General features: G+C 60.9%; 6 protein-coding genes. 5 read left to right on the top strand and 1 reads right to left on the bottom strand.

Translation table 11 applies throughout. From position 1 onward, the window contains the following. Positions 1-393 precede the first annotated feature (393 nt). On the bottom strand, positions 394-1077 hold the full coding sequence (locus tag I6N91_RS00315) for a DUF2510 domain-containing protein (protein WP_198809942.1): 684 nt from the start codon (positions 1075-1077) through the stop codon (positions 394-396). Positions 1078-1616: 539 nt separating this feature from the next. Here I6N91_RS00315 and I6N91_RS00310 point away from each other — a divergent pair. The 5 genes from I6N91_RS00310 to I6N91_RS00290 all read left to right on the top strand — a co-directional run bounded on the left by I6N91_RS00310 (position 1617) and on the right by I6N91_RS00290 (position 14912). Next, positions 1617-4271, top strand: a complete 2655-nt coding sequence (locus I6N91_RS00310; protein WP_198809941.1) for a PD-(D/E)XK nuclease family protein — start codon at positions 1617-1619, stop codon at positions 4269-4271. Next, entirely contained in the window at positions 4268-7414 is a 3147-nt protein-coding gene (locus I6N91_RS00305) for a UvrD-helicase domain-containing protein (RefSeq protein ID WP_198809940.1), read from the top strand. Before I6N91_RS00310 ends, I6N91_RS00305 begins: the two co-directional genes overlap by 4 nt. A gap of 1271 nt (positions 7415-8685) precedes the next feature. After that, the gene (locus I6N91_RS00300; RefSeq protein ID WP_198809939.1) at positions 8686-9894 is read left to right on the top strand and encodes a DUF6361 family protein; all 1209 of its coding nucleotides are present in this window, start codon (positions 8686-8688) and stop codon (positions 9892-9894) included. Next, positions 9887-11764, top strand: coding sequence for a phospholipase D family protein (locus I6N91_RS00295; RefSeq protein WP_198809938.1), 1878 nt, complete (start codon positions 9887-9889; stop codon positions 11762-11764). The genes I6N91_RS00300 and I6N91_RS00295 overlap by 8 nt, the downstream gene beginning before the upstream one ends. Then, positions 11754-14912 carry a helicase C-terminal domain-containing protein gene (locus I6N91_RS00290; RefSeq protein ID WP_198809937.1) on the top strand — a complete coding sequence of 1053 codons (3159 nt, stop codon included), beginning with the start codon at positions 11754-11756 and terminating at the stop codon, positions 14910-14912. Before I6N91_RS00295 ends, I6N91_RS00290 begins: the two co-directional genes overlap by 11 nt. The last annotated feature ends 95 nt before the right edge of the window (positions 14913-15007 follow it).

The following is a 15007-nucleotide window of genomic DNA, read 5'->3' as shown; positions in this document are numbered from 1 at the left end:
GCAGACAAGGATGCTTTGGCCAGGGCGGCCCGACTTCGTCGAAATAGACCCGGCTGCCGTACTCGTTCGCATAGAAGTAAACAGCGGCACCGCAGAGGGGACAGACCGCATTCGTTTCTGCCCAGATTCCCAACCTCGACTTCCAAGGTCTTGGTCGCATAGGCCCTGTGTTCCGAACTGCGTCATCAGATTTTGTGGCCCGCGGAGCGTAGAAGATGCGCTGCGGTGGAGGTGGACTATAGCTGGCGCTCGAACCCCCGGACCTCATCACTTCATGACTGGAAACCCATACGCGCTGCCCATTTGGGCCGCGCCTGTAGTGCCCACGACGCCTAAAGGTGCTCATAAGCCCATCTCTTAGAAGCGATTAGATCCCGATTTCGCAGTGTTATTTTAGTTGCCCAGGTTCCAGGAGTAGCTTCCTTCGTCCCAATTGACTGTCGCGGAAAACCCGTAGCCCGACGCAGAACCGTCGTCGTGCTCCTCATTCACAGCGATACAATCGAAAGTTCCTGTAATCGCTGTCAGGTCGTCGGTGGAGCCCCCGCCCAATGGTGTGCAGGAAGCGCGAAGGATCGGACCTTTAAGGACACCTTTGTCGACCCGCTCCTTCGCGTCCTTCAGCACCGACTCTTCGAGACTCGTGACTGTGAGCAGCCGCATTGCCCGCTCCATATCGTCAGCCTCTTCGGCCGCCTTCCTCTCAGCTTCTTCACGCTCCGCCTCAGCTTGGGCCGCGTCCTCCCGTTCCTTCTTCTCGGCCGCCACCGCTGCTGCTCTTTCCTCCTCAGCAGCAACTTGATTGGCATGCTGCACGCTCAAAGCCACCGCGGAACCAGCGGCTAGAACCACAAGAATGGCGGCGAGGATGATGACCATACGCTTGCTTAGTCGGAGGCGCCGTGTCCGCACTAGAAACGATGTGCCGCAGTTCGGGCAAAAGTCCCCGCTGGTTTCGCTCTGAACGCTGCACTTCCGGCAAACCTTAACAGGCTGAGGCAGTTGCTTGGCATCAACTTGCACGACGTCTTCGGTGAACGGCTCAGCGCCGGTGTCAATCGGACGGGATTCGGGCATGGGAACTCCTTCTAAAGCATCGGGTGACATGCATTTGGTGATCGTCGCTAGGCATGTCGCTCGCTCTCGAAGTATCCGAAGCCAGTGGTCTCCCCAAAAGAACTAACCAAAATCAAACAAATCATACCGTCGAAAGTATTGCGGTGTGGTCGCTGGCGTGCTTCCAAGCGATCGAAAGTTGGGGCAGCTGTTCGGTCAGTACGCTGAGGAATTCAAACCTCGGATGTTCATTTCGTATGACTCCGGAGGAGACCCACTTGGCCGAGCGGATAAATTGTCAGTGCACCTTGCTAACCTGCGAATAGCGGTGAAGATGTGATCTCGCCAAATGGCATGCAGGGAGAATCAATGCGCGTGCGATAGTTGTTGCTTTACGCGGGCCCAGCCCACCAAGCTCGCCTTGAGCCAACTTTGCGCACACTCCCGCCATCCTGAACGCCGAATAACCTCGCCAACGCACGGGACTCACCCTGCGTGTTCCACCAGCACTACCTTCGATTCCGCAAGGATGCGGAAACGCCGAATCATCACAAGGGGAAATGATGCAAGTAGAGTTCGGCTGGTTTTTGGACCGCGCACCGTGGGCCTTCAACAATCCCGGGCTGAACGCCGTCCGCGTGGGTCCCCTCGGATTCACTGGACTCCTCCAGACCCGCCTAGGCATCACCCGCCCGGAAGTCTCACACACCGACCGCGTCAATCAATACACTGCCCGGTTGCAGGAGCTTGACCAGGCCGATGCTTGGTTCCACCATTCTTTTTCGGTCGACCCGTGGTCAACCGCCCACGAACTCCTCGACGCACGCGACGATCTCATTGCCAACGGGTGGGATGGCCAGCTTCCCGCAGGGGCCACCTCGGAGCTCCTCCGCACCCTGTCTGCGCTGGAGCACATTGGGCTACCTCTCTCCCCTGCACTCGCCGACGATATCGCTGATCTCGTCAGCGCCCTCGACTCTCCCTTGGCACTTGGTATCTCAACGATCCTCCTGCAACATCCGCGCGAGTCCTTCCCCGAGATTTGGCAGCGCATTCTGGACAGGTTGGAAGCCCGTGGAACCCTCGTTCTGGAGCCTGGCGTCGCTGCGGATGCATGGCCGCGGATCACCGTCCTGCAGGCAGAGACGGAATGGGAAGCTGCAGAGCATAGTGCTGGGTGGCTCGCCTCCAACTCACCCAATAATGCCGGGCTGTTGCCCAGCACTGCCGTGGTGACCTCCCACCCGACGTCCGTGCTTGACCACTATCTCGGTACCCATGATCTCCCCCGTCTCGGCGTCGGCGCCAAGTCCCGGTGGAGAGCGCAGGATCAAATCATCCCGCTTTTCATGGAAGTGATTTGGGGTCCCGTCAACGTCCAGCTCCTAGGTGAGTTCCTCTCGCTGCCGGTCGGTCCCGTGCGCGGGCGCGCCGCCCGGGAACTCCTTGGCGCACTCAAGGCGGAGCCCGGGACCGGAGGGCCTGCCTGGAAGCAAGCCCTCGAGAACATTGCGGCGGATCTGGAACGGGGACCCGCAATCGCCGCGGAGCTCGACAGTCTCTTCTCAAGTGCGCTCCTGCTTGAGGAGAGCGGAGTGACCGGTGCGCAACTTGCCGCCAAGGCAGCATGGCTTGCAAGGCGCCTGGGCGCCCTCGCGGCACATGACGAGGAACTGAAGTCGACGGCGGCGCAGCTGCAGACCCTCCTGTCCCTCATCTCGGGACTCCCTGCCGTCTCGCGCACCGACCTGCGCCGCATCATCTCCTCGGTGATGGCCGAAAGTTCGAGCCCGCTTGCCCCCGCCGAGGCCTCACCCTGGCTCCGGCTCAATCACCTGTCCGAGTTGATGGACGACGTCGACGACGTGCTGTGGTGGGGTTTCCAGTCCGCATCCAGCCCACGGGCCCGCCGTTGGGACGCTCAGGACATGGCCGCCCTTGCTGCTGTTGGCGTACAGCTGCCCACCCCCGAAAGCATGGCCGCACTGCAGGTGTCTCAGACACTTGCAGCGAGTCAGCGCTGCCGAAACCTGCTCATCGTCACAACAGCACAGCTCGACGGTGAGCGGTTGGAGGGGAACCCCCTGCTTGAGGCCCTCGTGGCGGCGCAGCCAGCGAAAGCCGGGCCGTCGGGTACGGCGGAATTGTTGCGAGCACGGGTTGCCGCAGTGACCGTCTCCACTGACGAGACCATCCAAGACAGCCGCTGGCACCTTGCGTGCCGTTCAGCAGCCTTGGTTCCTGTTCCCCGGCGGCCCATCACCGCGCCACCGGCTTCGTTCGGCGTCGGCCGCCGCCCGGACTTTCTGCCTGTTTCCCTGTCCTTCAGCCAGCTGGGCAATCTCTTGGGCTGTTCCCTGGCATGGGTGCTCGACAAGAAGGCGAAAATCCGGCCGGCGGATGCAGAAAGTGCTCCAAGCGGCAACAAGATGATCGGCACTTTCGTCCACAAGCTAGTTGAGGAACTCCAGCATGATCTCTCCTCCGCGCACCGGGCAGTGCCGACGCCCGAGGAGATCGAAGCGAAGTTGGAGGCACTGCTGCCTCACTTCGCCTCGGAATTCCTGCTGCCGGGCAACAGTGCACGGCTCAAGAACATCCGGACGATTGTGCTCGACTCGGTCATGAAGTTCTTCTCGACCCTTAGCGCCGCCGGAATCTCCATTGAGTCGGTGGAGCATCCCTTCGAGAAGGACCTCGACCTTATGGTGGGCGGGGAACCTGTCACCTTGCCGGTGAAGGGCTCGGTCGACGTCGTCGGAATTGACGACGCCGGGCGGCCAGTGGTGATCGATCTCAAGTGGAGCAACAGGGACAAATACCGGGTGTCCGAGGTCCGGGAGGGCAAGGCACTCCAGCTCGCGCTCTATCAGTGGTCGCTCCAAGAGGAGGGTGCTCAGGCCGCCCCGGCGGCCTACTACCTTCTCAAGCAGGGGACGTTCGCATCGACCAATCCGGCCTTCGGCAATCAGCTCATCAGTGAGCAGGACCCGGAGACTCTGTGGAACAAGGCCGTGAAGGCAGCGGAGTTTTCAGTCGAGGAGGTCCTCAACGGGCGTGTTACGGCGGATCCGCTGGTCGAGGCGGGGCGGGTGGCTGAAGGTGGGCCGTCCGGTGAGGAGCTGGCAGCGGCGGCCGGCCGGTTCTATGCCAAACCGCCGTGTACTTTCTGCAACTTCAGCAGGCTCTGTGGATTGAAGGGGGACTTCTCATGAATGAGCTAGGAAACGTCCGGATGGTCTCGGCGAGCGCCGGCACTGGCAAGACGCACTACCTGACCAACGTCATTGCCGACCAGATCGCGGCGGGTGTACCGGCGTCGGGTGTCATGGCGACGACGTTCACCAAGAAGGCTGCCGGTGAACTGAAGGAGCGCATCGCGGCCAGGTTGCTCGACGCACCTAAGGGCACTCAGGACACGCAGCAGCTGAAGGACGCCGCACAGCAGTTGTCGGTGAGCCTCATTGGAACCGTCAACAGCGTCTGCAGCCGTCTGCTGACCGAATATGCGATCGACGCCGGCCTCTCCCCCGCGCTCGAACCGATTGCCGAGGGTGAGCAGGACGGCATTTTCCACCTCGCCACCGACAGTGTCCTGGCCGAATACTCCGACCGTATTCTTCCGATCGCACGCCGGATGAGCATGGCGGAGGACAACGAATGGGCGTCCCTGGTGCGCAGCATCTGCGACGCCGCCCGCAACAACCTCCTCGCGCCGCGGGACCTCGCAGGGTGTGCCGAGCGGTCCTGGTTGGGCTATCAATCCCTGCTGGAGCGTCGGGCTGACACCGACGACCGGCCCAGCTGGCTTCACCAGTTCCGCCAGTGCCTTCCCGACCTCCAAGCGGTGGCCCGCAGCAGCGTCGATTCGAACGGGAAGTCGGTCAATACGACGGCCGCGAGCTTCACCAACAACTTCCCCACTATTGTCGACCGCATCACCGCCCTGACCTCGGTGGAGGACATTTCGTGGGAGCAGTGGCGCGGTGTTGTTCCATCGGGGGCCTCAGCACCGATCAAGCGGATCTTTGAGGGCCCGGTGACGGCGTTCAAGGAGGGGCTGCTCTCCAATCCGGCATTTCACGACGACGTCGAACAGTTCATCCGGCTCGTCTACGCCTGCGCGGCCGAATGCATGGACGCCTTCGCCGAGTTCAAACGACTGCACGGAGTGATCGACTTCATTGACCAGGAAACGCTCGCCCTGAAACTGGTGCGCGACAACGAGGCCTTCCGCAGCTCCTTCGCCCAACGGGTGCGGTTCCTCGTCGTCGACGAATTTCAGGACACCAGCCCCCTGCAGCTCGAGCTGTTCCTGCAGCTCAGCGGGCTCGTTGAACAGGCAGTGTGGGTCGGGGACCCGAAACAGGCAATCTACGCGTTCCGGGAGACCGACCCCGAGCTGATGAACGCCGTCGTTGCCCATGTAACGGAGAAGCGCCAGCTGAAATATTCGTGGCGGTCGCGGCAGTCCGTCATCGACCTCTCCAACGCCGTCTTCGTTCCGGTGTTCGAGTCGGCGGGAATGGATCCAGCGACAGTAACGCTGACGATCACCCCTGACCATGCCGGCTGGCCGGCGGGCTCTCTGGAGGTCTGGAACCGACCGGCAGGCAAGGACGGGGACCGCCTTGCGGCGACGGCCGCCGGTGTGGCCGACCTGTTGACGCGGCGGGAACTGAAACCGTCCGACGTCGCCGTGCTCACCCGAACGAACAAGGAGGCTGAGACGATCGCTGCCTCCCTCGCCGCACTCGGGGTCCGGGCGAGCCTCAATAGTCAACCGCTGATGAGTGCACGGGAGGTGCAGCTCGCCCGTGCGGCGATGGCCTTCGTCGCCGATGCATGGGACACCGTGGCATTGACCGAGATCGTCGCCCTGCACCCCGACCATGGAAGCCACCAGAGCTGGCAGCAGGAATTGCTCGGGTCGGCCGAACCGTCCGAGACGCTGGCCGGCTGGGCCGCGGACCCGGTCTGCGCGGCACTCACCTCGCTGAGAAGCCGGGCCAGCCGCGCGACACCCACCGAGGTCTTCGAGGGAGTGGTGAGCTCACTCAACCTTCCGCAGCTGATCAAGGCCTGGTCCGTGCCGGAGACGCGCCTGCGCAACCTCGACGCCGTGCGCGCGGAGCTCAACAACTACTACGAGGCGTCCAAGGCGTTGCGGACACCCGGGACCCTGCGCGGCAGTCTTCGCTTCCTTGCTGACGCAGACGCCATGGGAGCGGAGAACTCCGGGGACGACGTCGTCAACGTGCTGACCTATCACAAAGCGAAAGGTCTCGAGTGGCCGGTCGTGGTGATGGAAAGCCTCGACCGGGAGGTCGGAGCCCGGGCCTTCGGTACAGCGGTGGAGAGCGATGACGACTTCGACCTCAGTAATCCCCTTGCCGGCCGGTGGATCCGGTTCTGGCCGTCGCCGTTCCCCTACGGGGGTTCCCCCTTGGACACTGCGGCGAAGAGTTCGGACGTCCTGGCTCGGAACGAGGCGCGTGAGCGCCGCAACGCGGCACGGCTGCTGTACGTCGGGATGACCCGGTCGGTCTCGACAACGATTCTCACTGCGAAAGGGCCCGCACCTGCAGGCTTGAATGATCTAGGGATCAAAAGCCTGGTGTCGTGGTCCGGTGAGGGAAGTGAAGGATTGATCTCCATTGCGGGCACTGCTGAACCGATGCCCGCTGACGTGTACACCTATACCGCTGATCAGGAGGCCGCCCTCAATCCGGGAGCTTTGGGTGCTCAATACACTGACGTCGTCGTCCCCCGGACCTTGGTGGAGTATCCGTCTGCCCGGATCCAGGCAAGCAAGCAACAGGCAGGCTCGCAGCTGGAAACCGTGAGCGAGCATGCCGATCTTGGTAACCGGCTGATTCCCCATGGTGATCGAGGCTGGGATGCGGTGGGCTCGGCGATTCATGCGTTCCTCGGTACCGAGTACGGCGCCTTGGCGCAGAGTGACCAGCTGGGACTTGCGAAGCAGATCGTCGACCGGTGGCGGGTGGGCGACCTCGTCAGTGCCGATGTTCTCCTGGTAGCCGGCGAACGGCTGGCCGATTTCCTTTCGGCTTCCTACCCCAATGCAGTCCAGTACCGGGAAGCACCCATCGCGTGGCGGAATGAGCAGGACCAGGTGATGGAAGGGTGGATCGACCTCCTGCTGGAGATCCCCGCGGGTTATGTGCTGATCGATCACAAGAGCTACCCGGGGCAGGATCCGGCTGGTCACATCAGGGACCACTACCTCGGGCAAATGGACACGTATCGCCAAGCGATTCTGGCGGTCACCGGAAAGCCGGTTATCGAGATCCTGATTCATCTGCCCGCGCTGGGGAAGGTGTACAAAGTCGCATGACAGACGTTGCAGCAATTTGCGAGTCCTAAGCTCTCACTGAAAGGCGAATCGCATCATGGTCAGAACTGGACAACGTGCTACCGCACTAAGGACACTCTTGGAGGAAGCAGGCTTTCGGCCGGCAGCCGCCGTCCCGGCGCCCCCGCGGCTGGCTGATATCCAGGGAAACCTTGCACAGAGCGTCCTCCACACGTACCGCACGTTTGGAGGCTCGAACCCTACTCCGTCTTTGCGTCCGGGCGCTTGGGATCTCGCCTTTGCAGGCGGTTTGGTAGTCGAGCTTGACGAGGAGCTGCACTTCAACCGCTACCGTACCGAGACACTGGGGGCAGACTGGACAGTGGACCTGCCTTGGCGGGCGGACTACCAGCAGCAATCCCTAAATCAAGAAGCTGTCTGCCTCGGCGCCGGCAGTTGGGGAAAACGGTGGACGAATCCCTCCTGCGAGCGGATGTTCGGTCCAGCCGCTGAACCGCGCTCATTTGAGGGCGGAGGCTCGCCACGCTGGAAGCAACGCGCACTCTATGACTCGATGAAGGATGCTGCAGCGTTGTCGAGTTCGTCCCTCCGCTTGGCTCGTCTTTCGGTGTTCGACACCGTGGACGGGACGAGCCTTGCTTCCCTCATTAGCGGGACTTCGGTGATCAGCCCAGCCTCGCTCAGGCGGCACGTCGAAGGCAGATTATGTGGAGGCGCTCAATGACCTTCTGCGTCAAGACACTGCAGCTGGCCGCTAGTGGATTGCATCCACTAGCGGTGCAGGTAACGCCATAGGCGACACTCCGCTGGTTCACCTGCCATCAGGGAAGTGAGCCCCCGCGAGGTGATGACGCAAATATGGTGGCCGCGGGCTGCTTCGTGCTTTACCTGCTCCAACTTCTGGCTATGCTGCTCCCACTCGTTCACTACGTGCTGGCTCGACAAATCTCCATGGACGAGCAGCGAGACCTTACGCGAAACGTCGTCCTTATAGGTGGCATTCCGATGCAGCAGGATCTCAATAAGTTCCGGACGGAAAAGACGCTCACCCCTAACGCTTACCTTTCCTGTCAGCGCAACCGTATGCCCCTCAAGGGAATGGTCGGCTCCCACGCAAGCCCTTCTGCCCATTTCGACAAGCCTGTCTTCTCAAGTGAATAAGTCGATCGACGATAACGTCAGTACCAACCGTCAGAATAAGGCAAGGTCTGGCACGCTACTGAATGATTGATGTCAGACTTGGGGGCAGGAACATGCTGTGCTCATCTAACTTCTACGCGTAAGGTCTACTGGTGGCGTCAACTATTTCCTGGCTCGATGCATCCACCGAGGAAAACTCGAGAATGCGTGAGCTGGTGAAATTATTCGGCACGCCGGAAACCACTGATGACCTCGGTATGGGTCAGTTGCGCGATGCGATCAGTAACAGTTTGTTTCCCGGCACCTCGGTCCTGCACCTAGGCGCGCGTTATCTGCTGCTTGTGCCGTGGGCCTATCTCTCTTCCCGCGAAAGCACGAAAGATCCGGATGACCTGCGCAAGCGGGCCGAGGAATCGGAGCGGCAGCTCATCGGCCGGCTCAAGGAGATCGGCGAAAAGAGTTTCATCGGCAGCGATGCAGGCAGGAACGTTATGCAACTTCCATCTGCTGCCTACTGGACGGCTCTAAGACGCTACGGGATCGTCCATCCCGAAACTGACCGCGCGGCCGTAACCCAGCTGATGTGCTCGAATACGCCCCCACCGGAAGAAGGCGATGACTCCTTCGCGGTCTGGAACCAGACTCTGCCACTGCCTCCTGAGGGATTTCCGCAAACGGAAGTGTGTGGACTGAAGCTCTCACAGGGAGAGGCCCGTTGGCTTCAGGAGCGCATCCTCACCACGTGCAACGGGACTATGCTGGCTCACCTCGCAGGATCTGACGTCGCCCCCGCCGCCGATCTCTGGGCACCCTGGCTGGAACCGGTGTGCCGCAGCGCCGACGGCGAGCCCGCTCAATGGCTTGAAGATGCTGAGGCATTCTCCTTCATTCACCACGGCGCCAGCATCCTTTATCAACAGTTGCTGGCTGAGGCCTCAGCCTCGGCGTTCTCGACGGGCAGGGAAAGTCTGGAATCCACCGAGAAACTGCTTGAGGAATGGGAAGACGAGCGGACCAGCAAGCTTGATCTCCTCATGGGATGGGATATCGACCGTTTCATCGACCGTGCCAAATCGCTCAACCGCGGGATCAACAGCAATACCGCCGACTTCACAAAGACCATGTATGAGGCCGCCGTGAGCCCCAGCAGATTGATCGACAACGGACGCTTTCGTGCAGCTGTCGAGATCCGGGAGAAACGCATGAAGAAATCCAACTCACGGTTCCGCAATGAACGCCGGCTTCGCGTCTGGCAGCCACCTTCCCGGGTGGCCGCCTTGACGTTCCGCTGGTCGCAGGTGCGCCGGAACGTCCTGGACATCCAAGCAGGCCTGATGAGGGAAGAGCAATCGCATGCTTGAGGCAGCGAACAGGCAAGCACTCACGCAACAACTGCGACCGCCCGCCGGGTTCCGGCTTTCCCATGCCGTCGGAACCACCTTTACCTTGGACATGACGAGTGCTCTTTCAGTCCCATTGAGCTTCGTATCCGGTTCAGGGGAGGAATTCACGAATCCGGTGGCGGTCCTCAGCGCGCTTCGGAAGGTCTCCGACCGTGTGGACATCTTTTGCCAGGCGGGCCATATCAAGGCACCCGCGGATGCGTCCGACCTACTCGCGCTCCTAGAGCCCATGGTTCACCAAGTCAGCGTCAAGCGCGGCCTTTTCCATCCAAAAATCTGGCTCCTCGAATTCGAGAACGATACGGAGCGCCGCTACCGCTTCCTATGCAGCAGCCGGAATCTTACCGCCGATGCCAGTTGGGACCTCCTCGTCCGGCTGGACGGTGAACCAGTCGAGGACGCCGGTCTCGTCGGTCCGGATAGCGGGCCATTGGCGCGATTCATTGCTGGCCTTCCTGACCTGTGCACAGTGACTCCCGACGAAGAGAGACTGGCTCGAGTAGGCGGGCTTGCCTCCCGCCTGGCCTCGGTTCGGTGGGACCTGCCCGAGGATATACACCACTTGGCATTCCGGCCGATGGGTACGGGCGAGAACTTTGAACAAGGCTCCATCGTCGCGCACCTCCGGGATCCAGAGAACTTCATTGCGCTCAATAAGAAGACCGGGGACGCCGCTTTCCTCGGCCGGGAGAAACTGGTCGTATCACCCTTCCTCGATGACACGTTGATTGGCAGGCTGCAGGACAAATGGACCCAAAATCTGGCCATCTATTCACGCGGCGATCAGGTGGACCTTCTCTCGAGAGAGACGGTCGGAGACGATCGAACTTCCTTCAAGGCCTTTGACGAGCTTGGCATTCCCGAGTCGGCGGAATCAGGACTGATTGGCAATGACGAATCGGGAAACCAGCTTCTGGCTAACGACCTCACCGGGTTGCACGCTAAGGCCTATTTCTGCGACTACGACCACTTCACTTATGCACTCCTCGGTTCAGCCAATGCCACCGAGGCGGGCTTCACCCGGAATGTGGAGTTCCTGCTTGAAATGCGAGGAGCCCAGAAGCGCCTTGGAGTGAAGCGGATTAAGGAAAGCCTCAAGGACGTCCCGTTCACCGACTATCTGGGCAGCGGAGGCGAGGCTAGATCAGAGGATGATGAGGCCGCATTGAAACTGGAAAACGCGCTCCGGGACGCGGCGGCCCAACAGTTCGTCCTTGACGCAGTACCCGACGATGCCATCGAGCGAGCGTTCACGGTGTCGGTTGAACATGGTTGGTCGCCCAAACCGGAGTTCACCGCAAAAATTCGGCTCCTCTCCATTCCCCAACTGAGCGTTGTCGAGCCTGCCGAGGTTCAGCATCTTCACGTGTTCCACGCCATCCCACTCGCAGATGTGACTCCTTTTCTAGTGCTGACGTTGGAGGACCCGAGGGCTGGGTTATCCAAGAGCACGGTGATTCAAGGCAGCCTCCGTACCGATCCCCCAGGGAGGTTGGACGAGATCGTGGCCCGACAGCTGGACGATCCACAAAAGCTTCGGCAATTCCTCCTTCTATTTCTCATCCCGGAGGACGCCCTGCCGGCTTTGGGTACCGGCACCGGCTGGTTCGCGGGCTCGGGGTTCGGTGACGGATCCAGCGCGGGTCTCTTTGAGGCGATTGTGGGAGCTATGGCGGGTCCCGACGCCCGGTCGATCTTCCCCGAATTGGAAGTCGTTATCGACAGGTTGCTCTCCCTGAGCGGCGACGATCCGGAAGTGCAACGGCTGCACGCGCTGTGGACAGCCGCCACCGAGGCATTGAAGGTAGGAGACATTCATGGGGTTTGATGCAGCGCCCGCCCTCGACGGCCTCCGCGGCTTTCAACGCCGGACAGTAGAACACGTCTTCAAGCGCCTCTATTTGGACGAGCAACCAGCGGACCGCTTCCTGGTCGCCGATGAAACGGGGCTTGGCAAAAGCATGGTGGCCCGCGGAGTTATAGCGAAAGCCATCGAACGACTCGACCGGCCCAACTCCGGCGTGAGCCGTATTGACATCGTGTACGTATGCTCAAACGCCGATCTGGCCAAACAGAACCTCGGGCGGCTGAACGTTACCGGGCAAACGGACATCATTGAGTCCGGCAGGCTAACGCTCCTTCCCACCGAGTTGACCAAGCTCAATGCTCCGGCCGCGCCCGGAACCCGGAAACGGGTCAACTTCATCTCGTTGACGCCCGGAACTTCGTTCAACGTCGGCGGTGCCACCGGACAGGCCAAGGAACGGGCCGTACTTTTCCGTTTCTTGACGCAGCTGGGCGTCATCGACGAGGAGCAGCATCAGGACGCCGTGGAGCTTCTCCGCGCGACCGCCTCCGGCCCAGGTTTCGCCAGGCGCGTCCGGTACATGCACGAACAGTTCCCGGACGGCTTCGTACCCTCCGTGCGGAGACGATTTCACACTCTGGCACGGAAGAGCGGCAACCTGGCGGCCTTCCGGAAAGCACTGCGTCAATCACTCCGGGACGGGACGGAGACAGTCCGTCCCCGCATGAGCGAGATCATCAGCGGGCTTCGAGGAGACCTAGCACAGGCAGGTCTAGACTGTCTAGAGCCGGACCTCATCATTCTGGACGAGTTTCAGCGTTTCCGGGATCTGCTTTACTCCCCCGGCACGGTGCAGGACGAAGAGGATTCTTCGGCCGAGCTGGCGCGGCAGTTCCTCAATTACAAGGGCGCCAAGCTAATCCTCCTTTCCGCCACTCCGTACAAGGCGCATACCGCCGCTGTAGAAGCTGACGGGGATGACCATGCAGCGGATTTCCGACAGCTGATGCGGTTCCTGAGTGAAGACAGCATGGAGTACATTTCGCGCCTTGAAGGCAATCTGGACAAGCGTAGACACCAGCTTGTGAACCAAGCTCCCGACAGCACCCTGACACGTCACATTGAGAACGACCTCAAACTGTTCATGAGCCGCACCGAGCGTCCACAGCTCGGAAAAGACGACATGCTGTCGGTCATCGACATGGCACCGGTTGATGTCCGTGCGGGCGACCTGATCAGCTACCGTTCCCTATCCACCCTGTTTCGTGCCGCTCACGCAGGCAGCTCAATGGAGTATTGGAAGTCCGTACCGTTTTTCGCGCACTTCCTGACCGATTACAAGGTCGGGAGAATGCTGGACGGAAAAATCCAGTGCGACCGCAGGTCGATCGACCCCATCCTTCCAACTCTGGCGACTATCGACCCCGACACTTATCGCCGATACGGTGCCATCGACACCGACAACGCGAAGTACCGGGCAGTCCGCGAGCACACCATTGATCAAGGCTGGTGGAAGCTGCTTTGGATTCCGCCCTCCCTCCCTTATATCGAGCCGACCGGTGTTTACAGTGAGGTCGGCCCGGAAGTCACCAAGCAGTTGATTTTTTCGGCATGGAACGCCGCACCTACGGCGATCAGCACCTTGCTCTCCTACGACGCCGAGCGGCAGGTGTTGGAAGAATCTCCGTTGCACGGAGAAAACACTGCGGAGGCGCGCAAACGCTTTCGCGGACGGCTGCGCTTTCGAGTGCGGGACGGTGAACCGCAAGCTATGTCCACCTTGGCCCTGTTCATCCCGCATGCTGGCCTGGCAATGGTGGGTGATCCACTGGAGCATGCCTCGATGAGTGGATCGCCAGTGCCGGGCGCCGTTGTTCGGGACGCCGCTGCAGCTGCCGCCCGAGCGAAGGTGGACGGCGTACCTGTCGGCGCTGCCAGTCGCCTCGGCGTCTGGGCTTCCTATTTCTCTTTCCCTGGCGCACTCCCGGCGGGCTGGAACAACGACCCCGATCTGGCAAGAGGCGAACTGTGGCGACTCGATGAGTTCACCCAGCAACTCGGCAGAGCCACCGACGCGGGCGATTCCGATCATGACGGAGGACCCGAGGCGGGGCTCTACTTGGCTCACATTGACCGGATGCTGCAGGGTACTTCCGGCGAATTAACTGGATGGGAGGACGGCATTGAAGATCTGATCGTCAATTCGCCTGCCAACTGCCTTTACCGTTCCATGAAACGCGTCACCCCCGACGACCTCGACGGAACCGAGCTCTGGAAGGCGTCCGTTTTCGCAGCTACCGGCCTCCGAACGCTATTCAACCGACTTGATGCCACGGAACTGCTGGACAAGCTCTACCCGGGAGACGACTACTGGCAGAAGGTCCTCCGGTATTGCGAAGCAGGTAACCTGCAAGCAGTCCTGGATGAGTACGTCTTCCAGCTCCGCAGCCAGCAGGGCCCGGGCGTCATGACTTCAGAGCAGCTGTGGGACCTGGCGGACGACATACGACGCTCCTTGTCCCTCAAACCCGCACAGATGCTTGCCAAGCATCCGGACAGATCTAAGTCGTCTGAGGATCTTCGGATGGGCGTCCGTTTCGCCGTGCGGTATAGCAATGTCAAGACCGACGACGGCGAGAGCAACCGCATGCCCGACGTCCGCAGGGCCTTTAACAGCCCGTTCTGGCCCTTCGTCCTGGCATCCACCTCAGTTGGTCAGGAAGGTATCGACTTTCACTGGTGGGCACACTCCGTAATCCACTGGAACGTGCCCAGCAACCCCGTTGACTTCGAACAGCGGGAGGGCCGGGTGCACAGGTATCTGGGACATGCGGTGCGAAAGAACGTTGCCAATCTCCACGGGCCGGCTGCCCTGAAGCCTGGAGTAACGGACCCTTGGCAGTGCCTCTTTCAAACCGCCTCAGACCATGTGAGTGCCCTTCCCACGGATGAGGCGAATGAGTTTGCTCCCCACTGGATTCATCGAGGAGAGCACAAGATCGAACGGAGATTGCTCGACCACCCGCTCAGTCGAGATGTTTCGCGAACCCAGCGGATGCTATCCAAGCTTGCTCTGTACCGGCTGACACTTGGGCAAGCGCGGCAGGATGACCTTTTGGGATTGATGAAAGACGGGCAGGCCTACAAGCCGTTAGATCTGCGCCCGTAAGGCATACATTGCACTACCGCCGGCTGTAAGGTGGTGGGTCCTTCTGAACCAGAGGTGTCCTACCTAACGTTGATGCGGACACCTGCCCCGAAGAT

Origin of the sequence: Arthrobacter sp. MSA 4-2, from assembly GCF_016405885.1 — a bacterium.
Taxonomy (GTDB): Bacteria; Actinomycetota; Actinomycetes; order Actinomycetales; family Micrococcaceae; genus Arthrobacter_D.
This window is presented reverse-complemented; position numbering and strand designations above follow the sequence as displayed.